The following is a 25,726-nucleotide window of genomic DNA, read 5'->3' as shown; positions in this document are numbered from 1 at the left end:
AACCGACCTAAAGCACATGGCAGCAGTCATTGAAATAGACACTAGATGAATAATTGACTGATGTATGATAAGAACTTGAGTATCGCACCAGCTTTGATGACTTCAACGACAATTACGAGTAAGTCCTCATTAATGGAAAAACCCCCTTTATCCAGTGCGGCAAGCAGCAGTAATCCCCCTCCCAATGATCCAGTGGCAACTATCCCGAATGTAAATGGATCCATGATGTTGTTCACTCCCTTTCGCTTTGTATACGTCATTGTATGGGGAATGAATGAAAATGATTATAAATTTTTATAATTTTACTTGTACTTTTTTATCAGTTGAATTATAATTAAATAAAGGACATAATAGAAAGGAGGAAGTCATATACTTAGGAGTTGTACTGAATTGAAAAGTAAAGTTCGCAGCCGATTAGGAGAAATTATCGAAGCAAAAGGATTGAAGATGAAGTGGGTAGCTGAACAGATCGAAGCGACTCAATCACAAGTGACTAACTGGTGTAAGAATGAAAAGGGTTATGCTAACTCAACACCGAATGTTGTTTATATTTTGAAGCTCCAGAGAGTGTTGGGTGTAAGTGTTGAAGAGATGTTTGAAGAAGTGGAAATCGAACAGTAGACACAACCTGTGTAAGAAATGGAGGGAATTCAAGTGTCTGAAAAACACGAGATTGGAGATATGTATAAAAAATATCCTGCTTATCGAGTTGGGGAAGTTGTTTTTACAGAGGTGAAAATCGTTGAAGTTGACGATGATTTAGATGATGTGAAAGTAAAGATTGGCACAACAGAAATATGGTTAAAACAATCTCAAATTAAGCATAAGTAAATGCACTATTCGATGATATGGACTGATAGTGGTCTGAATCTGGACTGATAATCGACACAAAAAATGCAACATATGGAAGGGTGCGCAAGAAATGACAGTGAGAGAATTAATACAGGAATTACTAAAGCATGACATGGATATGACAGTAGCCACATTAAATGAAGGACAAACGATAAACATTGATGAAATAAAAATTGAACGTCAAGACAACAATTCGAAGATGTAATGAAGGAGGAATAAAAATGGATGGGAATTTAGCGATGGCAGACCAATATCTTTACGAAACCGAGGAGATAAATAACTTTTGGGCGGATGTATATCACCATATGGAAGAGTATCAATGCACTGAAAAAGAAGCTATCGACGTTGTAAGGAAGATTTATAAATTTTGAAATACAACATAGAAGCCATAGTGGAGATAGCCGGAGTAAAAGCACGCTGGAATGATTACGGCTATAAGGATAAAGTGGAATCCGGGCATAGGTTGATACGGAGGATAAGGCGAGAGACCGGGAATCGGCCGTTGGAGATTATCAAGGTGACGGCAGACGATGAGGATATCACGGAAGAGGTTATAGAAATAGAAAAAGGCCCCCGCATATAAGCAGGGGCTTATCTGTTACTTATAATCTTGCAGCAACTCCAGGAAGTTTCGTCTCAATCTGTTAATAACGATAGCTGCTTCTTCCCTTGTGAGGTTATCTCCCGGCCGCTTGCCATCAAAATATCCATTGTCTGTAACTTCTTTCCAATCCTTTTCAGCCCACTCACTAACCACATTCACATCACGACCTGATACATTCACTTTATCCGCTTCTATCTTAGCCACTTTAACTTCCTCCTTTTTTACTTCCTTGTAAGATAGACCGAAGTATTCCAACACGCCTTGCGCTGTTTCCCTGGCTACTTCCTTCTGGAAATCCTTATCAAGCATTAACTCCGCTTCGCCTTGATGGTCCATGAATCCATTCTCGGTTAGGATCCCCACTCCATCAAACTCTCTGGTGATGTGAAGATTCTGCTCCACAATGCCCCTGTACACCTGTTTAGTACCTTGTCGAAGGTATTTGCCTACACACTCCGCTAAACGTCGTGCATGGGTACTTCCGGGCTGTATATGGACTGATATGCCGCTAGGGTTAGCACCTTCAAAGGTTCCGTCAAATGCGTTGAAGTGGAAGCTGACTAAAACTACCCTTACATTAGCTGCACCATATTTCCTGACGTAATAATTCAACAGGCGGTTAGCTTCATCGGTTCTCTCTTTTAACGGAACATTGTGAGTACCTGCTGAAATATCATGTACTATCACGCCATGTCTTTTTATCTCTTCCCCAAACAGTTCACTCACAGGCTCATTAAATTCTTCTTCTTGAATCCTGCGACCTAGAGATTTGATGTAAGGAGTTTCTTTACCTGGTTGCCCCTTACCATGACCGCCATCTCGTAAGACTACATATATCATTATTTTACCCCCTCGTCTTTTAACCCTTTACCAAGTGACGGATTAACAATGACTCCTGCAGCAATCAAGACAGCTAACACAGCATTGACATATTCATCGTACTTCTCAGGAGCCAGCAACCCAGCATCCTGCACAAACAATCCGATTAATGAAGCTAAAGCCACCCATAGAGCATAATTCTTAAAACGAGAATTCATTTTATTTCCCCCTATCTTATGAAATACTCAACTAATAAAAATAGAATCCCGCCACTTTGAACGATTTTAAGTGTGAGATCCCATCTATTTTTTTGAGCTTCCTTCTTTAATTCATGTTCGCTTTTTTGCAAATCGAATTCATTCACTCGGTTTTCTTTATTCGTATCAATCATGTTGTCGATTAGCTTATTCAGTAATTCCTTTTGTTCACCATTGGCTTTAAGCACGCTATTTTCTAGTTTTATCACGCTGTTTTGGGTATGCTCCTGGTTATATTTCAAGTCCCTCATTTGATTAGTGAACTCCGTTTGATTGGCTTTGAGTTCTTTAATCTCATGTTCATTCTGGATTAACCGTTGCTCATGGTCCTGAACAATCTTATCCATGTTGTCATCTCCATTCATTTTTAGAAACACCCCCTATAAATCCCACAAAACTTTCTCTAGCTACATTATAGAAAAATATGGTATATTGAATTTGTCGTCAGCAGCGACACCTTAAAGAGACTGTCTCCCGGCATTGGAGTGGCAGTCTCTTTTTATGTTTTATATAAACTCTGTTCTTCTTATCTCATGCTTCATCCTGCCACCCACCACTAACGGCATCGTCCACGCTGTTTCCGAGTATTTGCCGCTGATATCTAAGTCACTGAAATGAACATTGAATACATCAAAGTAGTCGTGCATCGGCATCAGTGCTGTCTCAAACTCCACTTTCCCGAATGTTTGGTTAGCTTCATATGCCAAGCGTTCTGTATAAGCATCAAGACTCGCCTGGTCCGCTGTGTTGTCTATTTCCCGATAATCCACTATGTTCCTTCCTCTGTTGACGGTAGAGAGGATATTGTCAGGATCATCGTTTGTGTAATTGGCCGTAAATTCCATCGGTGCCTCTTCTTCCTCTGCTTTCACCACCACGACCCACACGTTCGGCAGCCCGAATACATCCAATTCCTCCGAATATCCACCGGCAACCACCGATTCCGAGTCCGTGAAGTAGTCATATTCGCTCGCTCGATCCGTTGGGCTGCGGTAATAAGCCGAGGTAAAATAACCGTTCACATCAACGTGTATGGACTCGTAGTTAATACCACGTAACAACTCGTTAATGGCGAACAGTTTTTCCTTGCCGATTGCAAACGTGATGTCCTTCGATGTCACTTTGTCGCTCGATTCGATGTTATATTTCGTGATGCCAGCGCCTTTCAGAATCGTTATCACCGCATCCACATAGTTCGTGCCAGCAGGGATAACGTAAGGCTCCACGAATTTATCATCGTTGAGTATCGTCAGACCGTCATAAGCATCCACTTCCCGGAACACCTGACCGCCTTCCTCATAGCGTATTGGCGATGACAGAAGAAACTCGCCCATCGGAAATTCAACCCAGCCGCCTTTCGTTCCCCGCTTCGCTTCTTCGATAAGTGGCGCAAACTGTTGCGAGAAGAAAGCGTAATAGGAGCCGTAGTTTATCGGGTCGGGTACATAAATCCGAACAATCGGGCGAATGCGGTCGGACAGATAGTTGATTTCGCCATCGTCTCGCAAGGTGAATCGGGCAGTACGCTTGATGACCGCCAACGCTTGCTGAGTGATTTCACCGCTGAGAACGTTGTATAGGTCGGCTTTCTTGTTGCCGGCTTTGTCGAGTAGTTCATATCGGAAGTCGATTCGTCGATGTGGATGGTGCAAAGCGAGTTTAACCTGTGCCGCTGTGAATCCGTCACGTTCTAATGAGAGCATGTCGCACCTCCTTTACATATAAAAAAGAGCCGGGGATTCCGACTCTTCGTTGTTGCGTATTAATGTCCTATTGTGAAACATAGAAAAATGTAGCTCTCATATAGTTAGCAGACGTTCCAAAAAATCGAATACCTGTATTAGTTAGTGCTATACGATTATTAGCACCTGTTGCCATTGGGAACTCAGCTTTCCAGTTCATTCCGTTTGTTGGTTTAAATTCAGACGGATATGGGATTATTTCAGTGTCATTAACTAAAACCTCTGTGTTAGTGTGTATTGAACCCATAACCATATCGCCTTGTCTCCAGAAATAAACAAAACCACCATTAGCTAACGCTACTTCTTTGTAGTTAATTTTATCCTTGTATTTATTGTTAAGGTTTCTTACTCTTTGACTTGCAGTCTCAGTAATAACAGGATTTGAAACAGTTTTAAACGCATAGATAATATCGTTATCATTTACGCTTATATCATTGGAAGTATCAATGTTAACACATGTATCCGCTAAGTTTGTTGGATTGGAGGTATTCCCATAATAAATTGTATTTGAAGTGAGGTCTATATTATTAGAGCCTAATATATCGGCTATTCTCTTATCATGGTCAACTTTTAACTCATTGCCCACAACCTTAACAAAGTTAGCATTAGTGAATACAAATTTTCCAGTATTAAAGTTAATCTGGTTATCCGAGAAAGATATTACATACGGATATAACGCATTAGCTTTCGCATCTAAAACTTTTATATCCCTACCATGTAAACCGTTATCAGCAAAAGAGATATAGAAACATTGATTATATTCTGTTTCATCCAACTTTATAAGAACTAGTGAACCATAATCTACGTTCAAATTTGCAATGTAATTTCCTGTGAATCGTATGTCATAACCACTTTCAATAAAAATAGTAGAAGCAGTTGCCTTTTCCGTTTCTAAATCATCATTGTAAAGATCAAAAGTGTTCGCACCGCTGAAATACTGTCCTTCTGGGAAGAATCCATTCGCAGTATAGGAAGTATTCGTTGATTTCTCAAGACTTAGCGCTCTGTAAGAAGCAAGCATAACATTGCCATCAAATTCATTTTCCATACATTTTCCTCGAATAATAATTCCATTTCGGATTAATCTTCCACGGTTTTTATAAATTACGGAATTATAAACAGTGTTTAAAATCATATGAGTATCTAATTTAGTCCCAATGATCCCACCTATTTCAACGGTGTTACTGCCTTCTGACAAGTTAGAATCATTAGGGCTACTAAATAATATTCCTATTTGACCATCGAACTGCCCTGTTCCTTCTATTTCGAAGTCCTTTAATGTCGCTCTCCTACTCCTGTTGACTTTGATGCACGCTCCCGTACCTTGGAAGATTAATTTTCCCTTTCCTCTACCGTCCAGATAAAGAGGTACATCTAGGGGAATTTCGATTGTTTCGGTTATTGTTAGAGCTTGTGTGAAAGCAACAGGAACGCCCTGTTCAAGTAGATTCTTTAGTGTATTTGTGTAATTACCTAAACTAATTATCTCCGCATTTTGTGCCAAATGTGCAGCAACGTCATTAATCTTCGGCTCCAAATATCGCGGATCATTCTTTAAATCTGGCTTCTTCGTTTGCCAAGGCATTTTATCGGAGCACCTCCGCTCTAAACGAACTATCAGCGACTATCTGTACGCTCGTAAACGCTTCAAATAATGCGCTGTACCCTTCGCCCGGCTTAACCGTTCGGGCATTTCCGTTAATCGTGAAACTCAAGTCAGCATCACCATCGTTCATTATCGCAAACCCAAAGCGCTCACTCGGAAATGTTTTCGTGATGTTTGCGCTACCTTCCCATGACTCCATCGCCACCGTACCAAGTTGAATGAATGCGTTAGCGCCATTTCGCCCGGTGATGACTTCGTACTGATTCGTGTCCGGGTTGAAATACTGCGGTGATGGGCGCCTGTCTTTATCGGTTATAATTGACTTATCGTTAAATGCCATCGTAGCACCTCCATAAAAAAGAGAACGTCATCAGACGCCCTCCTTGTAATCTATTCGCATAATTTCCAGGCTCGTTGTCTGCCCGCCCCATATTTCGTCTGCTAACGGTAAGCGAGTGATAACACCGAACACCAACCGCCCTCTTCCGTCTCGATAACAGAGGATGTTGCGACTATACACGAGTCTTTCCAGCGCTTCTCTCTGCGCTGTATCAAGCAACGTGAGGGAAAACGACACGATATCGTCCTGCATCTCGCCTGTCTCCACCACCGGGCTTCTGCGCCCTTTAAATCGCATTACCGCCGATTCGACTTCCCATTGAGAGGAACGACCACCGCCATCAAACCGGAAGTTATAAACCGTTGCTTCGGGACTGGTGATGTCGTGAAGCCAAACGCCCCGGAATGTTGTTGACCCTTCGCTGATCTCACTATCCGAGAAAGTACCGTTTTCCCCTATCGCCCGAATTTTATATTTATACGTCTCCCCATTAGCCACCGCATAATCACGGTAAATGAAACTAACGTCTTCGGATATCAGAACCCATTCTCCGTCAATGTGTTTATACAAATCGTTGCGAGTCACTTCGGGCTGAGTATCGTTAGGCGTTGGGTTATTATTGCTGATGACTAAATGTCCTGTCGCTGAATCCACGTTGATAATCGGATTCGGTGGCGGTGTGTAGGATACAGTTGCGTTTAGAATCGCATATTCAGACCACAAACCCGCGTTGTTCTTGGTACGCAACTTAATAACGTATTGCCCGCCATTTACCAAGTCAATGCCGATGGTTCTCGCTCGAATCCACGTTGTGCTAATCGTTCCGGTGTTCCACAACGTATCACCTAACGTGTTATCAATCACAATTTGATACGCAGTTTGTTCGGTAGAAGACCATTGGATATTCGGACGTGATACGGATATTGTTGTACCTGGCGATGAAATGGTAGGAGCATCAGTCGCTTCGGCTGCGGTAAATACTCGAATGTCAGAATAAGGACTTTCGATCCCTACTTGGTCAGACGTTTTCACTCGCCACTCAATCTGACCCTCTGGAAATACGTTGGACGAAAAGTCATAATACTCCTTGTTGCTTCTTACCGTCGCTGTGTTCCATGTGGAGTTCCCTTGTTTACGCCATTGGATATCCGCACGACTCTGTGTGTCGTTTATGTTAGGGTCGTTATGCTTCCAAGACAACCGTTGTACAATTGTCCGGTCTACAGCCGTACCACTTGGCGATAAATTAGTCGGTTTATTTGGAGGTAAGTTATGTTGAATCGTAAAAACCCCATCCGACATATCGTAGTCAGTGTAAGAACTTCCGTTTTTTCCACGTATTCTTATCTTCGCCACGGAGGACTCCGATTCATTGGAAAAATTATATGAGTAGGTATCCGCATCTATTTCCGTTTCACTAACAATCGTTTCCCAGGAGGAGCCGCCATCTGTCGATAGGTCTATTTGAAACTGCAATCCGGTTGTTGGCGCTGTCCATGCGATTAAATACTCGGAGGATATAGCCTCGCCCCCATTCGGAGTGGTTAGAGTGGGCGCATCAGCTATAATCGTTCGGGTATACCAATAACCGTCTGTGTGCCGTCCGTCTGCCGGATACTCATCTTCCTCTGCTTTTACCGTTCCGATATAACTTCCTCTCACGTAGCGACTCAAATACGATGAGCGTTGATAGGTGTAGAGTGTCGAACCTTGGAAATATGACCTGAAAAGAGTAGTACCACCGCTGACCGTTTCATATACACTATCAGAGGAGAAAGTTCCCGATGTTGGGTAAATCGTTTTAAGTGCCCCACTTACATTATATTGTCCGGTGTTTTCGTTAAGGTAGTGGTTTGGATACGATTGATAGGACGATGTTGAATACGTTCCTTGCAACGACTCAGCTTCACTTGCGTATACAGATTGCGAGTTATACTTTTCGTAAATATACTGTGTCATCTATTCACCTCCCTATTTCCAGTCCCCGCCGGTTCTGTTAGCAATTGTCATATCACGGTGCAACTTACGTTTATTGTGAGTATAAGTTGACTCCGCGACTATTTTCCCATCAAGTACCGATTGAATAATAATAGGCTGTTCGGGTTTCATCGTACTCGAAGACTGTATTTCGTTCATTTGATGAGTTAAAGACGTTTTAGATGGAATTGTGGCTAAAGCCAATTTTTCAGACATGTTTTGAATTCCCCTTAAAGAGTTATTCATACCTGTCTGTAGACCTTCACCGATCATTTCACCCATCCATGTTGTTACTCTTGATGGAGAATTAATATCCAACGCTTCTTTAATGGCTTTTTGAACTGTCTCTGCTATTGCTTTTGACTGGCCAACAAGTTCACCCATCATAGAACCCATACCATCAATCAAACCTTCAACAGCGTTTTTACCAATACTTTTCATATCTGTGAATTCGTCTTTTGTGCCTTCTTTTATTCCTTTGATTTTATCTATCCACTCAACTTTTAAAGCTTCAAGTTGTTTTTCAGAATCAGAACGAAGTTCCTTAATTTGAATAGCTGTCTCTTTTCTCATTCCTTCAAGCTCTTTGGTTGCTTGTTCGTTAGCGAGTTTGTGCTTCTTAGCCCATATTTCTTCATAAGCAGCTAACTCTTCATCGGATAATGTAGTAAGAGCTTTTATTTCCGCTGCAGCTTTTGGTCCTAATTCACGAAGTTCAGATAGCAACCCTTCTCCAATTCCTCTTTTGGCCAGACTCTCGATATTAGTAGCCCATTCTTCAAAAGTTACAACCTGACCTTTAAGATTATTTATCAAGTCTTGACCGGTTACTTCCATATCAATTTTCACTTCGTCAAATATCCCAGCAAAAGAATAAAGAGAACCCGCCCTACTGTTTAAGGTCTTTTGATACTCTTCTGTAAGTGCTTTCTCTTGTTGAATCATCTTATCATTTGTATCTTTGACTTTATTGGAATACTCTTGGTTAATCGCAATCAATTTATCATTGATTTCTTTCTTTACACGATAAACTTCTTTTTCTGCTTGTTTACGAATCTCTGTTCCTTCTTCATAACGAACCATAACCCTTTCCCAAGTCGATAACTCTTCCTGAAGTGAAAGTTTGTTGTAATGTTTTTTGTCAGAAATGTATTCTTTCGATTTATTAAAAGCTTGCAATTCCAATTCTTCTTGTTTTTTGATTATTTCTTTTTTCAACCTGTACACTTCGCGGTCAGCTTCTTTCCTCTGATCCGTACCTTTTTTATATTGTTTTTGTACACGTTGCCAAGCTTTTAACTCACCCTCAAGTGACATTTCGTTATAATACTTTCTCTCATCAACGAATTTTTTTGAAGCTTCAAACGCAGATTTCGCAAGTTCTTCGGCTGACTTTTCTACTTCTTTTTGAGAATCATCCATCCCTTGTGCTAAACCTGCGCCAATTTCTTTACCGACTTCATCCCTCATTACACGAGAAGGTGAATGAATGCCGAGGATTTTCTTAGCCCACTTAGGAATATTTGAAGCTAATTCTTCAACCTTTTCCATAATTGAACCAGCCATGCTTCCGATTCCTTTCACTAACCCACGAATTATGTCTTTTCCGATTTCTTTCAAATCAATTCCTTGAAAAAACTCCATTACGTCTCCCCAAATCGAAGAGATGGTACCGCTAATATTTCCCATCTGATCTTTTACAGCTTTCCACATTCCTCGAAAATCACCTGTGACTAGAGATTTCAAGAAAGATAGAGAATTAGAAAATGTGCTTTTCACAAAAGAGAATATTGAACTCACAATACCAGAAACCATCTTCATATAAGAACGGATAGCATTGGTGATAGAAGAAAATCTCCCTTTGGTTTGAGCATCAATAAAGCTTAAACCTGCATTAAAAATACCCTTTACTGTAGAGAAAAACAGAGAAAACATTTTCTCTATAGAACCCCATATAGCATAGGAATAAGCCTTTACTTGGTCCCAATTTTTGTATAGAAGTACCCCGGCTGTTACAAGTCCAGCTATTGCCGCTACAGCTATTGCAATCGGTCCTGCTATGGCAGCGATGCTAATATTTAAAGCACCTGCTATGGTAATTAAGCCGCCAATCCCACTAATCAATGAGCCTATTACAATGATTAACGGTCCTATCGCGGCAGCAACACCACCCAGAACCAAAACCATTGTTTGTCCTGTAGGACCTAGCTCATTAAACCAATCTGCTAGTTTTTGTACAGCTGCTGAAACTTTAGGCAGCCACTGCTCTGCCAAAGATAACAATGTATTGCCTAACGGTATAAGTTCCGCTTGCATTTCACGCCAAGCTTCAGTTAATCGAGTGCCAAAGTTATCATATAGGGAGTCTCCAGCTCTCTGTGTAGCCCCTTCAACAGTTCCTAATTGGTTTGTTGTCGTACCCATAGCGCTGATTACGTCCGCTTCTAAATCTTCAAACTGAGTGCCGAAAAGGGCCACCCCTGCTTGATTTCGTTTTACTGGATCCTCGATTGCTGCTAATGCTGCAACAGTCGCTTGAAATGCTTGTTCACCTTTCTCGCCACCTGCGGCAATCGCGTTTCCCATTTGTTCCGCGTTTAATCCAATTATTTGAAACCCTTCAGCGGTCGCATCCGAGCCGTCTTTTGCCCTGATGTTAAATTCTTTCATGGCATCCCCGACTTTATCGAGGTTAAATGCCCCTGCTTCCGCACCAGAGATTAGAATATTCATCATATCTCTTGCGCTGTGCCCCATCGTAGCGAATTGTGGAGAATACTCATTAAGAGTGTCTAATAATTCCCCTGAATAATCGCCGCCTTCTTGAAAACCACGAGTCATAAGGTCGAAAGCTTCATTTGCAGAAATGCCAAAGTTAATCATCATATTATTGGCCGTCTTAGTCGATTCGGTTAATTCTGCACCAAAGGCATCCCGCAATATGAAAGCTTTTTCTGAAGCAGATTCAAGTTGAGAGGGATCAATTAATTTCATGTTCTTTGAAACTATCGCCACACCATCTGCAGCTTCTGCCATACTTTCTCCGAATGCGTTTTGCCATAGGCTTTGAGCTATGCCATTTAACTTTTCGGCTTCTTCGGAAGTAAGACCTAACTGAGCTTGCATCCTACCTTGAGAACTTTCTACATCGCTTGCAGCTTTACCCGCAAACGTTCCTAATGCAGCTAAAGGCAAAGTCACTCCGGCCACCATGTTGGCTCCTGCACCCTTCATGTTTTCTCCAGTTTCCTTTAGGTTGTTACCCACTGTTTTAGCCTTTTCACCAACATCTTTTAAACTATCACCGAAGGATTTCGCTTGTTGTTTAGTGGATGCTAATTTATTTCCGAAGGTTTTAAGCTTGCTTTCGGTTTCAACGATTTCTCTTTGGAAGGCTCTGTATTGTTCTTCTTTAATCTGACCCTTAGCAAACTGCTGTTGCACTTCTTGTTCCGCGCTTTTAAGTTGCTTTAACTTGGTTGAAGTGTTATCAACTTGGTCGGCAAGAAGTTTTTGTTTCTGAGCAATTAACTCTGTGTTGCCAGGGCTGAACTTCAAGAGACGGTCTACGTCCCTAAGTTCTGTCTGTAGTTCCTTACTTCGGCTATTGACACTACTCAGTGCCTTATTTAACCCTTTGGTATCGCCATCTAATTCTATCGTGATACCTTTTATATTCTTTGACATTCTCTCACCTCCTAGAAGGAGTCAAAATCAGATTGTTTTGCTCTTTTGGTCTTTGTTTTTTTCGGGTTATTGTAGTCGATGTACTCGCTAATGAAATCAAAGCACATAGCGATAGTCATCTCTTCCAAGTCTTGGAGAGTAAGTCCCGCTTGTTTGATAAGTACTAAAAAAGAGTCAGTGGTGAGGGGGTCACCATCTGACTCTTCTTGTTCATTTTTTATTTTTTTTTAGAGGTAAGGGAGCTTGTAATAAGATCCTGAAGTTCCGGGATGATTTCCATTAGTGGAAATGAATCAAATTCATCTAACCATTCCATCGGTTCAGGGATTTCCTTATCTGCTGTTTTCGCTAACACCCAGCAAATATTATAAAACACTTCGGTGTCAAGACTCTTCATTTTCTCAAGGGAAGGGTTTTTACCTAATTTAGCTAAACCTTCCATACTCATGATATCCACCAGGAAATCCCGGTGGAATTGAGCTTTGTATCTCAAAGGAGTTGAACCCCTTGATTTAAATTTTACTTGTTTATCATCAATTGTTAATGTCTTTTCCATCTAATCACCTCTTAAACTGCTGGACTTTTTTCGTAAACGGCTGAATACCAAGAATCGTACACTTCAACAGGTGTTTCTGTTGTTGTTTTTGTTTTAACTGCATAATCCGTTTCGCGTGGGCCTGCGATGAAGCTTAATTCATTCGTGTTTGGTTCTACAGAATCTGTTCTTGTAGAAGATCCCACTGTAGGTCTGTTTGCTGAGCAGCTATACAACACATGGCGAACCGCTTTAACGTCTCCGTCAAACTCAAATAGCAGCGCGAATTTTTTACCCTTGGCGTTTGAGTTTTCTGTAAGAACCATGTCTGTTTCATCTTTAGTTTCGCCCAAAGCATCAACCGCGAATTGTTCAGGTATATTAGCTAAAGAAATTGTTCCATCATAACCCTGGTTGTTTGCTGCAGAATAGAAAATCATGTCATCAGCATAAAATTCAACCATTTCCCCTCGTGGTTCTAGGGATAATTCAACCGCACCTGGCACTTTAACCGGCTCATCATAAGTTATAGATCCAGCGCTCTCCGTGAATGTTGCATAATGTACATTTTTCAAACCAAAAGTTACTTTGTTACCCATTTATATCACTCCAATTTCATAAGTTTTTTTAAACATCTTTTCTGACTCAATCCAAACTTCATTTGCTTCCCAAGGGATTTCGTTATCTTCAAGTACATCTTCTAGTGCTTGTTCTGCTGATAAATCTTTATAAGAAGTGTAAAGTTCAACAGTAAGATCATTTATTTTCTTCAATACAGTGTCATCTGCGAAAAAGTTAGAAGTCGATGGAGACAGATACACAATAAAAGGTGGATCAGGGATCGGTCTGTTTGTTGATTCAGTGAAATGAGAATAAGCCACAGGATAACCTGCAGCATCTAAGATTCGTTTCAATTCAATTAGTGTCATCCCTTAATCACCTTCTCCACTCTTTTAACATAATCATCAATAGCCTGTTGTTCTGCTGGAGCGATGTGAACTTGCGCAGCTACTCTTCCACCGCCACGTTTGGCGTGACCTTTCTCCAAAAGGTGTGTCAGGTGGTAATCTGTACGATTATAAACCACTTGAGCAGTACCAACCTTCTTTTTATCCCAACCTTCAAGATATTCTCCTGTATGACCTATAGGACTTGTGTGCATTAAAATTTCAACAGTATCTTTAGCTGTTCTTAACTTTTCTCTTTCAAGCCCCTTAGTTACCTCTTTGGTGTATATTGACAATGTTTTAGCAATTTCTTTAGATAAATCAATCATTGCTAACACCTTTTTCTTTTGCGATAAGGGTTAATGTCTTGTTCATCTCATCATCATTAATAGCGCTCTCAATGTTGAATGTCCTACCATTGTAAATAACCCTCATGCTGGAATCTATACCAGGTCGATACCGTATAACGAAACGATAGGTGTTTTCACTCTGAGAAGCTGCAGCCGCAAAATATTCCCGGCCTTGCATCGTTTTGATCATACACCAGGCAGACTCACCATCTACCCACGATTCGCGGTACTGACCAAGTTCATCTTCGACTCCTTCAAGCTTCTGAAATCTGATTTTGTGTCTTAGCTGCCCTGAATTTAGGTTAGGAGTGTATTTAAATGGTTGCATTGGTATCATCCTCTAAAACGATTTCTTCCAATGCCTTTTCAATCCCTAAACTGTTTATTTGGCTCAGGAAGTGTCCATTAAAATATTCCATGGCATCATTATAGACATACCGAGAACGCTCAAGGACAAGCTCCCTGAACGTTTCATCGGTATTAATATCATAAGCCCCGCAAACCCTCACTAACTCCTGGTTAGAAGCTGAGAGGATATGGATAAGGTTGTCGTCCTCTCCATCATCCAATTTCATTCGGTCCTTAAACTGATTTAAAATATCAGGAGTGATGCTCATTTACATCACTCCTTCTCTGAATTCTTCGCTCTACCGGATGACTTTTCTTTTACCTCTTCGATGAATGCACGCTTATATTTAGGGTGTTTGTTCGATAATTCCTCAAGACGTTTTTTTGTGGGTTTAGAATTACCCTGCAGAAACTCATCCCCCACTTTGTATCGACGATTGTTATCTTGTGTATCGGTGAACGCGTTAATCACTTTATATACCAATTTAATAACCTCCTATAGTATTAGACTTCTGGCGTAAAGTCGATATCCAAGTCATAAACAAGAGCTGCTTTATTATCTTTCGGTCTACCATTAGCGAATTGTTTGATTGTGTAAAGTAATGCATCCTCAATAGCTAGTGTCTGATCGAATTTTTTCAATTTATATCCACCCGCAAGAGCAGCACGGTAACGTCCTTTAACAAAGAACACCGCTTTACCAACAGGAACTTCCTCAGACTCAACCACTTGAATGTTATAAGGTAGCGCCATTACCCATTGGCCGTTAGCTGTTTGGATAGTATTTCGAGCTTGAACACCAATAGCATCAATAGGATTGACCACCATAACAACTTTATTTAAGACTTTAAGGGACTTTCCTTCTGTCTCTCCTTCTTTTGGTTCTGCCACAGAAAGATTACTAATTACACCATAAAGTTCACCTGCGATCAATTCGCCTTTTTCAGATGGAGCAAACGTTAAAGTTCCAGATGAAGATTTATCCGTTACTGCGCCATCAGACCCAACGTCTTTCATGAGTCCTACTGGTTCTGTCGCAGATGGCCCCTTACCGTTTACGAATCCGTACTCCAAACCGACTGAGTAACTTTCGACTAGTAAAGTCCTTACATAACGCTCAACCCAAACAGGACCAAGGTCTTCCATATCGCTAGGAATGACTGCAAATGCAGTTAATTTCAATTGAGTAATTTCTTCTTCGTCAAAAGCAGCATTAACTTGCCCTTTGATATCACCAAACAATTTACCCCACGCATATGCCTTTGTTGGGTCAGAAGTTATAAAGCGAGTAACCGCTCCGAGGTCCTGCAAACCAATAGCAGCCAATAGAGGGTGTTCAGTTGTTAAATCTTCAAAAATACGTTCCTGAGTAGATACAGGAAGAATTGAATCATCAGTGAATCCACCTTCTTCGATTGCTGCATTAAAGAATTTCATTTCTTCGGAAGTCAAGACATTCTGGCCGCGTTGCTGGAGGATAGAACGGTCCAGCATTTCATCATTTACCTGGGAACGTACTGCATTAACCACTTCGCCTTGAAGGGCATCGAAATAGTTCTGGAATGCTTCTGTTTGTTGCGCTTCGTCACCGCTAGCCATAGCTGCAGTTAGCTTCGTTTTCGCTTCGTTAAATACCTCTGATTTATTGAATTTAATAGTCATTATTTGTTTCCTCCAATTAGTTTAAATTTAAAAAGAGCTTGCTCAGTCCGCTGTTTTTAACAGGTTCAGGAGAAGACTCTTTTGGTTTATTTTGATATTTCAATTGTCCTAGCTCAACACGAAGTTCTTTTAGTTCGGCTTGAATTTCTTCAAAATTTAGCTTTGAACTAGCAGCCACAATCGGTTGCTTGTTACCTTCAATTTTGTTATTGAACTCTTTAGCTTTATTTTCGAAGATTTTAGATTCAACCTTTTCCACTTCTGCATCACCGATGATCTCATCCACTAAGCCGTGTTCCTTGGCTTTTGTAGCAGATAGGTATGTTTCATCATCCAACAGCTTTTGGGCGGTGTCTGCGTCCAGTCTTGAAGTGTAGGAAGCTAATACGGATTCATTGATGCTTTCCAAATCCTCTGCAACTTTACGTAGTTCCTTAGAGTTACCCATCGCAATCGTCCAAGCGTTATGAACCATCATTTGTGCATTATTATAAATTTTGATTTTATCAGCACCCATAGCAATGACAGAAGCAGCACTTGCGGCAATGCCTGTAATGGTTACAGTTACATCCCCTTTATGCCCTCTTAGAGTGTTACAAAGGTCGATTCCTAAAAATACATCGCCGCCATAACTATTGATTTCTAATTCAATGTCCTCATCTTCTTTAACATTTTTCATTAAGTTGGTAAATTCCCAAATACTTGAGTTCCAACTAATGATATCGCCTTTGATCTTATGCTTCACTTATTCCTCACCTCCTTCAATGGAATCCATTTCTGTATAGTTCTTTGTGATGTAATGCTTGTCCAGTTTTTCATCATCAGATGGTTCATACCCCGCTTCCAGTCGTATTTCATTACCAGTAAAGGCACCAGATGACACCAACTTGTCAACCTTATCTGCAATATCAAATAAACTGTTATAAGAAATAGGCTTGATTTCCAACCTTTTGCCGGCTAAGTATTCATTCATGGTGAAAAATTTGTAGTTTCCCTCATCTTTAATTTTCTTGAGCAAGGCTCCCACAGTGAATAACATGAAGTTTTTTGTTTGCTTCTCCACATCAGCCATATCACCATATAGCAAGCTTTTAGGAATTCCCAAAGCCATCGCCACTTGGTCCAAGAAACCATTTGTCACCTTATTAATCTCATCCACACTTTGACTTGTTCCTGATCCAGCGTTGCCGCTCGCTTCTGTGTAAGTCATTCCTGGTTGTTGCGGAACGATAGCTACATCCTTTTCCTCGAAAGCTTTATACATGTTTCTAATGAATTCTTGCAACTTCGAAACGTTGTCTCTGTTTTTGGCAAACTGTGCATCTATATCCACCGTTCCCCGGATTTGATTTTTCCGCTTTTGTGAATTAAGGATGCGACCGAACAAATCACCATAGTCAGTAAACAAACTGTTAATTAAAGGTTCCAATTTCTCGTTGGCATATCGAATATGAAGAACTTCGCTTTGTTTGAATGATCGTTTGAATTCATACTCTTTTACTTTAACCTTAGAAAAGGTATCTTCTAAGACTGCATAAGAGTTATGTTCAAAGTTATCAGCAATTAAAAGATCATCGTCATCAGCTTGAATGATTAAACATTCACCGTCATATATGAGTTTTGATGCGAACAAGGACCAAAAGGTGCTGGCTGTCATGTTCTTGTTTGGGCGCACATTCAGACGGTAATAAAGCTCTTCTTTTTCGAATGCTTTATTATTCTTGACCCTAAACTCTGATTGGCTGATGGTCCGACCTAAGAAATTAGCGCATATTTCAATCGCTAATCGTTTCATATGGATCCGCTGAGATTGTTCCGAAACCAATTCCCCATCGAACATAAATTCTAATTCGCTATTCCGTTTTAATATAGCGTCCAAAAATCCCAATATATCTCACCCCCTTTAAAACTGAATATCACCTACAAAGAAGTCTATTTCTTCGTCCAGGTAGTTATCGGCCTGCCACAATGCGTGAATAAAGGCCTGAAAGCCATCCGTTTTCCTTCTGACTTCATCCTTCTTCAAATACTCCTTATTCCCATCCTTCTTTATGTGGACATATACATTGTTGGTGTACCACCTCATGAGGGGGTTATCATCAAAAATAATATTATGGTTAGCAAACAGCGTTTCCACTCTAGGCGCTAACAGGGAATGGATTGCCTTGGGATTACGGATATATAGAAGATTAAAACCTTCCGCTTCTAATGCTACTTTCACTAAATCCAAACGGAATGTATCAGCCACAATCGTATTAACACCGTATATCTCCCTCATTTCTACAAACCAATTAACTATGTGCTGTATGTTTATAACTGGTTCATCGAGGATTGTAAGGTGTCCATCTCGTTCCCATTCTTTTACCTTAGAGTCGATTTTAAGTTTCACATTGTCCAGAAATCCCTGCCGCACAAAGGAGTGGGTTTTCCAAATGTAATCATCACCGACTTTAAATAGCAAACCAACCGCAGCAAAGTCTTTTATGCTTGCAAAGTCTAAGCCGCCTACAGCTGTACGATGTTTCAACTCAGGAAACGGCCTATTAGTCGCTAAAATGTCTTCCCAAGCTGCTACAGTCTTGTTTAAATCCACCTCTGGATAGTTCATCCTCTTAGTCATAAACTCTTCGCGGTTTGAAGGATTGTTGACTAGCTGTTTGTATTGAGCAAGAACCTTTTTGAATAGCCCTTTTGCATAGGAGCTTTTAGGCTCACTAAACATCGGATTAGCCTTTTCCCACATTTCAGGTTCATCTATTTCCTTTACATCATCTATTTTGCAGATAAAAGGGAACAAAGGATCATCTAGGTCTTTACCTTGAAGAATATTCATTGCTCTTTCCTTCATCTTGTCAAGGAAACCTTCTCTAACGAATCCATCTGTACCAATAAAAAATTCCCTAGCATTCGGCACTTTTCCAAGGCCGCTAGAGAATACATTGACTGTATCTGAATTTTCATATTGGTGAATCTCGTCATATATAACACAGCCGTCACGCAGTCCATCTTTCGTACTGGCATTCGAAGTGTGGTATTGCATAATACTTTTGGTGTCATTACCCTTGATTTCAACTTTCGTCCTGTAGAACATTTCTTCCAAAACTGCATGATTTCCAATTACATCATAAACCTCTTTGAAAGAAGTCTTTGCTTGTAGTTCGCTGTTTGCCACGATCGAAACATTATATCCAGGAATACCATGTAAGGGGCTAATAAAGAAGTGGGCTAAAGAGGAGATTAATCCGTTTTTACCGCCACCCCTTGCCATTGTATCTAAGAACTGTTCGTAGAATACCGAGTCATCCTTATGGAACAAGAATACAAAAGCCGTGAAAAATTTTTGAAATGATTCTAACTTGAAATACCACTTCTCTGTGAACTTTATATAGTTTTCGTGCATCTCTTCATCAAAATATAAATCATCTCTCACCAATATATATCTCTCCAGGTAATCAATAAGCATTATGCGCTCTTTATTCAGCTTAATCTTACCTGTTTTATATTGGCGAATATATTCCTCAACGTGCTTATTGCTAATCATATTAGATCATTGACTGAGCGCTTAATTTCTTCCGGTTCTTCTATCCCGAATCCGAATGACTTTTCGATATTCAGTAATGAAGCGTTGATTTTATTACGTTCACCGATTAGAGGATGGGCCTTTGTGAATCGTTGCGCTCCATTTTCCGTTACAATGGATTCGCCTTCTTTTTCGATTGTCTTGCTTACACGCCTGAATGATTCAACCAACCCTATATAACGTTCGACTTTCTCCACTTGCACCAGATCCTCTTCGTCAATCCTGCTCATTAATTGCTCTTTCAACTTCTTAATAACTACCACCATATACCCCCACCCCCTATCGTGAATAATTTTAAGCGTAAATCTGGACGAACGAATCCCATCCCCGGTGCCCACAATTCCGAAAAAGTCCAAAATTTTTGGGTGGGGGGTGTTCCTCCGATTAGATTTTCACTTCTTTGATTCCTCTGATAACTCCTTCTTCTGTATCAGCGTAAGAAATGTCAAGCTTCTTCTCACCTTGTTCCTCTGTATCTGTATGCCACGAGAAGTTAATGTCTATGATGTTAGTAAGCCTCTTACCTTTGTAATACACTACTGGAATATCGTTGAATGAATCTAACTCAATTGTGATAAGTTTATTCTTCATAGTTACCACCTCTTATTTATCTGTTCGTTTTAACTCTTTTATCTCTTCACGAATCCCTTTTAGCTTTTCTTCATAGGTCTTCATATCGGCCTTTGTGTGTTCAATTCGTTCCTTCACTTCACGTTCTTCCATTTCCAAATACTCAACCCTGCTATTAACCATTTGCTTTACATAACTATTCATTATGTTTACCACCTTTCGTCTTCCCATTTGTTTTCCTTCTTCTCAAATACTCTACCGTGTTCGTGATTGTGGCAGTCAACGCATACCGTTTCAAGATTATCTTCATCTAACGCTAACTCAGGATGATGCTCAAGCTCTTTAATGTGATGGACAACCAAAGCAATCTTCTTCCTCTTCGCCTTCTCACTGTACTCATTCATATCTATCTTGACTCGTCCCTGTCTCTTACACTCCTGGCACTCGTGATTGTCTCTCTTCTTGATGTGTTCTCTTAGCTTCTTCCACTCTTGGCCATCATAGAACTTTCTCTTTTGTTCAATCGTTTTGTATTCCTTCATAGTTATCACCCAAATAAAAAAGCCACTCCGATCAGAGTGACTTCGTGTTTATGTGAACATCCAGACAAAGAGGACAACGAACGCAGCCGCAATCGCAACCGTAATTGTTATCCCACCATATAGCATTCCTTTGACTATCTTCTTATCCTTCTCTGTTCTTATCGGGTTTTGCCATTGTTTATTTTCTTCGCTCATGTTTATTCCTCCCTTGTATAAAGTTTATATTCTATACTTAGGATTCATTTCCTTCTTTTATACTTGGTCAATTTCGACACTTTTCACACGTACATCCCTTATATTCCTCTGAATGCCCCTCTGCTTCCCTCATCTCTCCACATGTTAGGCAGATGTATTTATACATAATGAATGTGTTTCAACTCATCCTCGTTGTATTCAAATAGCATGAAGCGTTTATGATTCCCCACAAAGCCATTGTCCTTATGCCACTGATCTGTTTTATTCCTGGTGGATAATGTTCTGATCATCATCCCGAATACATCTTTCGCATCCTCTGTGTGTAGATGGCCTATTTTGATTTCCCTCGTCTTCGCTTTGGCCCATTGTTCTGGAAATTCAACTGGGAAAAGATTGTGTAATTTGTTTCGTGCCTTGTCGCCATGGGTATAACCTAAAAAGATATTGTGAAATGTGTGGGATTTTCTCTCCTGGATGTCGTCGTCTACCTCCAGTTGGGGAAATCTCACTTTTAATGTCTGGACAAAACACCATGACATGCTCTCATCGTGATTACCTTTACTATAAATAAGCTTCACTCGGTTTGATTGTTTTATCGCTGTTTCAATCAATACAAGGTAAAAGGAATAAGCATCCATCCACGCTTGTTTAATGTCCACCTGCTCAATCACCGTGCCACTTGCTGTACTATTGCGGAAATTATCGTGATGCAGCAAATCTTGTCCAATCACAAATACTACCTCTTCCCACCGTTTAGCAGAAAGAACAGTATGTATATCCCTCACAGTGTCCTCATACTCTTCTAATGTCGATATTCCAAAGTGTGGATCATATATCGGTATCTCTAACAGGCGTTTATCTTTCAATTCCTGTTTGATTACTTTGTAGGTGACTGACGGCAGCTCTTGTATTAACTCCATTAATTCTTTCTTAGATATGCCACTCTGTTTCTTTTTCGCCTTTATACGACTTGAATAGAGAGTGACTGTCCCGTCTTGCTTATTATGTTGATTCCACTTGGATGATACGGCTTCTATGATTTCCCATGAATCATTAAATCCATGAGCATGTAAAAGGAATGTTTCATCCTTCTCCTGTGCTTCATCCATCTCAATCAATTTATTGCTTGACCGGGAACCATCTTTATTTATTTTGAAGTCCTCTTGATAGTTATGTTTTATGTCCGGTAATTCAGCAGCAGCTTCCAGCTTACCTTGTTTCTCAGTTCGCCTGACTCTGCCCCTTACCGCACCGTGGGTGAATTGCCTGTCAAAGTGAAAGGTCATTCTCTCGGCCATCTGAGCATAACTTAGCTTCTCGGCTTTTAACCGCATTAAGTATTCATGTTCTTCCTCTGTCCATGCGTGACCTTCCATTGACTTCACCTCTCTTAGTTTAATATGTAAATCCTCGACGCTCCCACCCCAGCGTACTATTTGTTGAGGATTGCAGTTTCCCTTATACCAACTGCATAAGTTGCCGTCAGTTCGGCTGGATGTTAAACCCTGCGCTTATGCTCGCATAAAAAGCCGGTTAAGGCATTACCTAATCCGGCGGTCTGACTGTACAACTTGGCACATCAGCTAATAAGCCCCCTCCACTTGACTATCCCACAAATAATCGTGACACAGCGATTGAGCCATCCTCAATCCGATGGAGACAACTATAGAGGATTCCCTCTAAAACGGAGCACTGCCGGAACATCCATCCTCTCATGATGAATACAGCGCTTCGTTTTACAATGAACCCATAAAAAATAGGCAGCTCGCAGGAGAGCCGCCTTAACATTTTGTCGAATAGGTGGAAGTTTTCCAGACTTGTCACCCGAATGCACCATTCAATATAGAAAATGCTATTAAGTTTAACAACCTATTGTCAATTTCCTATAATACCATTATATTACGGAAATCCGGGAAATTCATGTCCTTTTTAGTGCGTAATAGTGCCAAAGTTACGGTGTTTCTTCGGATAGTTCATTAAGCTTCGTATGTTTCTTTGTCAAAATTCCATTTTAAATTTTCAAATACATCATCGTCATTTCCGTCGATGGCATAAGGAGAGCCACAACAACCACAACCACCAATGTAAATCTTATGTTTCTTTGACAACTCGCTTAGTTCCTTCAAAAACAATTCTTTTTTATCCACCATTTCCACCCTTTCTTGTGTCGTTACATTTGTCGATTAGATGTTTCTTCGTATAGTGCATTACTTTTTCTTGTATGATGGGTCATAAATGCTTGCCCACATATCCTGTTTTCCATCCTCAAAGCCTTCTCTGTATTTTTCTTTCTCTGCTTTTGTAAGACGTTCTATCTCGCTTTTTTGAGCTTTAACCGTTTCCTCTAAGCCTTCAATGATTTTATCTTTATTCTCGATATTCAAATCTTTCACTCCTTCGCTATTTGAGTCAAATAAACCCCATGCCATCTGCTACAATCGCAATCATTTCCCTCTTCAGCCTGTAATATGTCCTATGTGGTATGTTGCAACCATAGTACACATCAGCATCAGGCATACCCAGCATGTAGCGTTGTTCCCATATCTTTTGTTGGTCCGGTTTCAGTGAATCGAATATGATATCTAGCTTCTTCTTGGTGAGGATGTATTCTTCTAGCTGGATAGCGTTCATGGCGAGTTCTTCTGTCTGACTGTGGAATTGATTGCCCCTTTGTGATTCGCTGGCATCATAATTGACCGTCATGGTTTGGCTTTTCATTCTTCTTGATTCTATGATGGATTCCAGGGTGCGGTAGTTACTCATGAGTTTCTGTGTCTTCCTCTTCACATCTTTGGATAGATCCGTGTTTAAAAATTGAAGCTGCTCCACCTTCACTCCCCCTTAATCGAAATTACATAAAATAATATGGCACTGAGCATGACGATATAGGATATAACCGTGAACATTACACACCGCCCTTTGCTACATTTACTAAGTGGTCATATCGCTTCTTCATGATGTTTATTTGCTCTGAGGTGGAATCATATGCTTTTCTCCAGCGTTCTTTTTCAGCTTCGAACTTCTTTTCTTTCCTCCTGGCTTCCTTCGCTAACAATTCGCCTGCAGCTTCACCTTTTTTATCTGAGGACGGTGTTTCCCCTCCATCTACAGAAGGTCTGTGGTATATCCCATTAGCGATGATTTCCCTTCTCTCAGCTTCTGCCATTCCCCAATCATTGAAAGCATCACCATATATGCCACCGATCAATTCAAGTATCTTTCCGTATATGGAGAGTTTGTCGATTAAGTCTTTTGGGTTTTCTTCATTCAGATTACCTGCTGCTCTGTAATATGCAGATAACTTGACGGTCTTTGTTGGAATAAATTCGTATTCCTGCCCACATCCCTCACACTGGACAATTTGCCTTTTATATTCTTGGAGAACATTGACGTTTCTACATTCTTTATTAATACAGGGTGAATGATATTGAAGTTTCACTTTTTCACCTTCTTCTCTTCTTTCTTCCTCTTTCTCCATTCATCCGTACTGATCCAGCCGCCATACTTCTTCACATGCTTTACTAATGTGAGTTTAAAGGGATATTTCTTCTCAAACAGCTTCCTCTTAATCTTGAAATCTGCCGTTTCGAATCCTTTTACATCAATTATCTCGATGGATTCATCATGATGTAGTATTTCAAAGTCAGCGACATACTCAATCTTCCTGTGAGTCTTGCCATGCTTCTTAAATGATTCTTGAAGGGTGAATTTAGGCTGCAGGTTAAAGGCGAGTATTTCGCCCTTCTCCTGCTTTTCTTTAAGGTGTAAGTAATATTGTGATTCCTGGATGCTATCGAATGTGATGCCGTCCACTGTTTTCTTCCTGGCGTTGTATTTTGTCATCCCCTCACCACAATTTCTTCATACATCTTTTCAATGGATTCATCTTTCATGCTGTCGAAATAGCTTCTGTTGTAGCCTGTTGCAGTGACTAACCATTCAATGAGGTTTTCTCTCTCCTGCTTATTCAATATCCTGACTCCTGTCTAGCATGGTTCACCTGGTTTTTATCGAAGTAAGCAACCTCAATTTCTTCCCATGTGAATCCTAACTGTCTTCCGATACCGATAAACAAATTAAAAATCATTTCATAAGTATCGTTTACTAAATCAGGAAATAGTTTTTTGTCATTTACAAGCTGAGAAACCCACGAGTACAACTCAATAAAACTATCTGTTATATTGTCTTTCGTATAATCCGAATCGATTTTTATACTCGTGACATTTAATTCGATACCTAGTTCTAAAATAAAATGTAATCCGTCCACGTATTCTTCAAGGAGTGGATTCCATTCTCTGTACATTCCTGCTGTTGGGTCGCTATGCGTTGCTAAAATATTAGGCTTCTGATTCTGACTCCAGAACTTAAACCCTCTCCACTCATTCGCACACTCGCCAATCTCCACCAGCAGCGCTAACACTAATTTATTGAAACGATCTTCACCGTTGTAATTGATTCGGTCTCTTAATACCTTTTGTGCTTCGAATAGCTTTTCTAAGTTCATGCTCCCACTCTCCTTAGCTTTTTTATCCCTCTTAGGTATATCTGACTTACATTGCGGCAGTCCTTAATATGCAAAACATCTGCTATCTCTTGAAGGCTCTTATCATGCAATCTCATGACAATCACTTTCTTCTGAATATCCGATAGGTGAGGATGATTCACCATCTGCTGATAATACAATTTGTTCACGACATACCTCTCAATGTTTGTACGGTAGTCCGGTAACTCTATAGGTTCTTCTAACTGTTCATATCTGAATGTTTTACTGTCATCACGCTTTTGCGCTTCTTGTGTGACGATATATTTAATGATTTCATGCTTAATTACACTGAATGCGAAGCTTGTGAATGTCTTCCCTCTGTCTGGCCGATACTTTTTTGATGCCAGGAATGCTTCTCTTCGTCCTATCTGCATAAGATCCTCGAATTCATACCGCCCTGTCTTCTGCCTTCGTCCTATGACTGAGTAAATAGAGTCGGCTATCAACTTATCAAGCTGCCCACGGTTTAGCACCTCTTCCACAACACCCACCAATAAATCAGTGGGGATTGTGTGATCAGAAGAGATGATGACTCTCAGCTGTTGATTAGTTGCTGTATGGTATCTCATG

Annotated in this window: 38 protein-coding genes; 4 read left to right on the top strand and 34 right to left on the bottom strand. The window is 40.4% G+C overall.

Features of this window, described 5'->3' with window-relative positions:
* Positions 1-41 precede the first annotated feature (41 nt).
* A complete protein-coding gene (locus FZC79_RS10645; RefSeq protein ID WP_187442740.1) occupies positions 42-224 on the bottom strand; it encodes a hypothetical protein in 183 nt (60 codons plus the stop codon).
* A 166-nt stretch (positions 225-390) separates the two neighbouring features.
* Here FZC79_RS10645 and FZC79_RS10640 point away from each other — a divergent pair, with 166 nt between their 5' ends.
* The 4 genes from FZC79_RS10640 (at position 391) to FZC79_RS10635 (ending at position 1,435) form a co-directional block, all read left to right on the top strand.
* On the top strand, positions 391-621 hold the full coding sequence (locus FZC79_RS10640) for a hypothetical protein (RefSeq protein WP_148946772.1): 231 nt from the start codon (positions 391-393) through the stop codon (positions 619-621).
* 33 nt (positions 622-654) lie between these two features.
* The gene (locus tag FZC79_RS23135; protein ID WP_187442739.1) at positions 655-831 is read left to right on the top strand and encodes a hypothetical protein; all 177 of its coding nucleotides are present in this window, start codon (positions 655-657) and stop codon (positions 829-831) included.
* A gap of 242 nt (positions 832-1,073) precedes the next feature.
* A complete protein-coding gene (locus FZC79_RS23130) occupies positions 1,074-1,223 on the top strand; it encodes a hypothetical protein (protein WP_187442738.1) in 150 nt (49 codons plus the stop codon).
* A complete protein-coding gene (locus FZC79_RS10635; RefSeq protein WP_148946771.1) occupies positions 1,220-1,435 on the top strand; it encodes a hypothetical protein in 216 nt (71 codons plus the stop codon). Before FZC79_RS23130 ends, FZC79_RS10635 begins: the two co-directional genes overlap by 4 nt.
* 15 nt (positions 1,436-1,450) lie before the next feature.
* Here the strand turns inward: FZC79_RS10635 and FZC79_RS10630 are convergent, their stop codons facing one another.
* The 33 genes from FZC79_RS10630 to FZC79_RS10490 all read right to left on the bottom strand — a co-directional run bounded on the left by FZC79_RS10630 (position 1,451) and on the right by FZC79_RS10490 (position 25,725).
* Positions 1,451-2,296 carry an N-acetylmuramoyl-L-alanine amidase gene (locus tag FZC79_RS10630; protein ID WP_148946770.1) on the bottom strand — a complete coding sequence of 282 codons (846 nt, stop codon included), beginning with the start codon at positions 2,294-2,296 and terminating at the stop codon, positions 1,451-1,453.
* Entirely contained in the window at positions 2,296-2,493 is a 198-nt protein-coding gene (locus FZC79_RS10625; RefSeq protein ID WP_148946769.1) for a holin, read from the bottom strand. The genes FZC79_RS10630 and FZC79_RS10625 overlap by 1 nt, the downstream gene beginning before the upstream one ends.
* Before the next feature lie 11 nt (positions 2,494-2,504).
* Entirely contained in the window at positions 2,505-2,897 is a 393-nt protein-coding gene (locus FZC79_RS10620; protein ID WP_148946768.1) for a hypothetical protein, read from the bottom strand.
* A 141-nt stretch (positions 2,898-3,038) separates the two neighbouring features.
* Entirely contained in the window at positions 3,039-4,235 is a 1,197-nt protein-coding gene (locus FZC79_RS10615; RefSeq protein ID WP_148946767.1) for a hypothetical protein, read from the bottom strand.
* Positions 4,236-4,302: 67 nt separating this feature from the next.
* Positions 4,303-5,859: a hypothetical protein gene (locus FZC79_RS10610; RefSeq protein WP_148946766.1), complete on the bottom strand. Its 1,557-nt coding sequence runs from the start codon at positions 5,857-5,859 to the stop codon at positions 4,303-4,305.
* 1 nt (position 5,860) lies between these two features.
* The gene (locus FZC79_RS10605; RefSeq protein ID WP_148946765.1) at positions 5,861-6,220 is read right to left on the bottom strand and encodes a hypothetical protein; all 360 of its coding nucleotides are present in this window, start codon (positions 6,218-6,220) and stop codon (positions 5,861-5,863) included.
* Between the two features lie 30 nt (positions 6,221-6,250).
* Positions 6,251-8,179 carry a hypothetical protein gene (locus FZC79_RS10600; RefSeq protein ID WP_148946764.1) on the bottom strand — a complete coding sequence of 643 codons (1,929 nt, stop codon included), beginning with the start codon at positions 8,177-8,179 and terminating at the stop codon, positions 6,251-6,253.
* Positions 8,180-8,191: 12 nt separating this feature from the next.
* Positions 8,192-11,884, bottom strand: coding sequence for a phage tail tape measure protein (locus FZC79_RS10595; RefSeq protein ID WP_148946763.1), 3,693 nt, complete (start codon positions 11,882-11,884; stop codon positions 8,192-8,194).
* A 217-nt stretch (positions 11,885-12,101) separates the two neighbouring features.
* A complete protein-coding gene (locus tag FZC79_RS10590) occupies positions 12,102-12,440 on the bottom strand; it encodes a hypothetical protein (RefSeq protein ID WP_148946762.1) in 339 nt (112 codons plus the stop codon).
* A gap of 11 nt (positions 12,441-12,451) precedes the next feature.
* Entirely contained in the window at positions 12,452-13,018 is a 567-nt protein-coding gene (locus FZC79_RS10585) for a major tail protein (RefSeq protein ID WP_148946761.1), read from the bottom strand.
* Positions 13,019-13,348 carry a hypothetical protein gene (locus tag FZC79_RS10580; protein ID WP_148946760.1) on the bottom strand — a complete coding sequence of 110 codons (330 nt, stop codon included), beginning with the start codon at positions 13,346-13,348 and terminating at the stop codon, positions 13,019-13,021.
* A complete protein-coding gene (locus FZC79_RS10575) occupies positions 13,345-13,695 on the bottom strand; it encodes an HK97 gp10 family phage protein (RefSeq protein ID WP_148946759.1) in 351 nt (116 codons plus the stop codon). The genes FZC79_RS10580 and FZC79_RS10575 overlap by 4 nt, the downstream gene beginning before the upstream one ends.
* Entirely contained in the window at positions 13,688-14,044 is a 357-nt protein-coding gene (locus FZC79_RS10570; RefSeq protein ID WP_148946758.1) for a phage head closure protein, read from the bottom strand. Before FZC79_RS10570 ends, FZC79_RS10575 begins: the two co-directional genes overlap by 8 nt.
* Positions 14,031-14,333 carry a hypothetical protein gene (locus FZC79_RS10565; RefSeq protein WP_148946757.1) on the bottom strand — a complete coding sequence of 101 codons (303 nt, stop codon included), beginning with the start codon at positions 14,331-14,333 and terminating at the stop codon, positions 14,031-14,033. Before FZC79_RS10565 ends, FZC79_RS10570 begins: the two co-directional genes overlap by 14 nt.
* Positions 14,334-14,338: 5 nt before the next feature.
* Complete coding sequence (locus FZC79_RS10560) at positions 14,339-14,548, bottom strand: hypothetical protein (protein ID WP_148946756.1); 210 nt, start codon at positions 14,546-14,548, stop codon at positions 14,339-14,341.
* A 20-nt stretch (positions 14,549-14,568) separates the two neighbouring features.
* Positions 14,569-15,726 (bottom strand): phage major capsid protein, encoded by a 1,158-nt coding sequence (locus FZC79_RS10555; protein ID WP_148946755.1) that lies wholly within the window; start codon positions 15,724-15,726, stop codon positions 14,569-14,571.
* A 16-nt stretch (positions 15,727-15,742) separates the two neighbouring features.
* A complete protein-coding gene (locus tag FZC79_RS10550) occupies positions 15,743-16,471 on the bottom strand; it encodes a head maturation protease, ClpP-related (RefSeq protein ID WP_148946754.1) in 729 nt (242 codons plus the stop codon).
* A complete protein-coding gene (locus FZC79_RS10545; protein WP_148946810.1) occupies positions 16,472-17,566 on the bottom strand; it encodes a phage portal protein in 1,095 nt (364 codons plus the stop codon).
* A gap of 63 nt (positions 17,567-17,629) precedes the next feature.
* Complete coding sequence (locus FZC79_RS10540) at positions 17,630-19,267, bottom strand: terminase TerL endonuclease subunit (RefSeq protein WP_148946753.1); 1,638 nt, start codon at positions 19,265-19,267, stop codon at positions 17,630-17,632.
* On the bottom strand, positions 19,264-19,572 hold the full coding sequence (locus tag FZC79_RS10535) for a P27 family phage terminase small subunit (RefSeq protein ID WP_148946752.1): 309 nt from the start codon (positions 19,570-19,572) through the stop codon (positions 19,264-19,266). The genes FZC79_RS10540 and FZC79_RS10535 overlap by 4 nt, the downstream gene beginning before the upstream one ends.
* 118 nt (positions 19,573-19,690) lie before the next feature.
* On the bottom strand, positions 19,691-19,897 hold the full coding sequence (locus FZC79_RS10530) for a hypothetical protein (protein ID WP_148946751.1): 207 nt from the start codon (positions 19,895-19,897) through the stop codon (positions 19,691-19,693).
* A 12-nt stretch (positions 19,898-19,909) separates the two neighbouring features.
* Complete coding sequence (locus tag FZC79_RS23125) at positions 19,910-20,080, bottom strand: hypothetical protein (RefSeq protein ID WP_187442737.1); 171 nt, start codon at positions 20,078-20,080, stop codon at positions 19,910-19,912.
* Positions 20,081-20,085: 5 nt separating this feature from the next.
* On the bottom strand, positions 20,086-20,418 hold the full coding sequence (locus FZC79_RS10525; protein WP_148946750.1) for an HNH endonuclease: 333 nt from the start codon (positions 20,416-20,418) through the stop codon (positions 20,086-20,088).
* A gap of 48 nt (positions 20,419-20,466) precedes the next feature.
* Positions 20,467-20,613, bottom strand: coding sequence for a hypothetical protein (locus FZC79_RS23120; RefSeq protein ID WP_187442736.1), 147 nt, complete (start codon positions 20,611-20,613; stop codon positions 20,467-20,469).
* Between the two features lie 158 nt (positions 20,614-20,771).
* Entirely contained in the window at positions 20,772-21,989 is a 1,218-nt protein-coding gene (locus FZC79_RS10520; RefSeq protein WP_148946749.1) for a hypothetical protein, read from the bottom strand.
* A gap of 600 nt (positions 21,990-22,589) precedes the next feature.
* The gene (locus tag FZC79_RS23115) at positions 22,590-22,763 is read right to left on the bottom strand and encodes a hypothetical protein (protein WP_187442735.1); all 174 of its coding nucleotides are present in this window, start codon (positions 22,761-22,763) and stop codon (positions 22,590-22,592) included.
* A 57-nt stretch (positions 22,764-22,820) separates the two neighbouring features.
* Positions 22,821-22,997, bottom strand: coding sequence for a hypothetical protein (locus FZC79_RS23110; protein ID WP_187442734.1), 177 nt, complete (start codon positions 22,995-22,997; stop codon positions 22,821-22,823).
* Positions 22,998-23,022: 25 nt separating this feature from the next.
* Complete coding sequence (locus FZC79_RS10515; RefSeq protein WP_148946748.1) at positions 23,023-23,442, bottom strand: ArpU family phage packaging/lysis transcriptional regulator; 420 nt, start codon at positions 23,440-23,442, stop codon at positions 23,023-23,025.
* Positions 23,443-23,518: 76 nt separating this feature from the next.
* Positions 23,519-24,091: a hypothetical protein gene (locus FZC79_RS10510; RefSeq protein WP_215727432.1), complete on the bottom strand. Its 573-nt coding sequence runs from the start codon at positions 24,089-24,091 to the stop codon at positions 23,519-23,521.
* Positions 24,049-24,456, bottom strand: coding sequence for a DUF1064 domain-containing protein (locus tag FZC79_RS10505; RefSeq protein ID WP_148946747.1), 408 nt, complete (start codon positions 24,454-24,456; stop codon positions 24,049-24,051). The genes FZC79_RS10510 and FZC79_RS10505 overlap by 43 nt, the downstream gene beginning before the upstream one ends.
* Entirely contained in the window at positions 24,453-24,584 is a 132-nt protein-coding gene (locus FZC79_RS10500) for a BH0509 family protein (protein WP_187442733.1), read from the bottom strand. The genes FZC79_RS10505 and FZC79_RS10500 overlap by 4 nt, the downstream gene beginning before the upstream one ends.
* A complete protein-coding gene (locus FZC79_RS10495) occupies positions 24,581-25,117 on the bottom strand; it encodes a dUTP diphosphatase (protein ID WP_148946745.1) in 537 nt (178 codons plus the stop codon). The genes FZC79_RS10500 and FZC79_RS10495 overlap by 4 nt, the downstream gene beginning before the upstream one ends.
* Complete coding sequence (locus tag FZC79_RS10490) at positions 25,114-25,725, bottom strand: sigma-70 family RNA polymerase sigma factor (protein WP_148946744.1); 612 nt, start codon at positions 25,723-25,725, stop codon at positions 25,114-25,116. The genes FZC79_RS10495 and FZC79_RS10490 overlap by 4 nt, the downstream gene beginning before the upstream one ends.
* Between the last annotated feature and the right edge of the window lies 1 nt (position 25,726).

It is taken from the genome of Rossellomorea vietnamensis (genome assembly GCF_008180615.1).
Taxonomy (GTDB): Bacteria; Bacillota; Bacilli; order Bacillales; family Bacillaceae_B; genus Rossellomorea; species Rossellomorea vietnamensis_D.
This window is presented reverse-complemented; position numbering and strand designations above follow the sequence as displayed.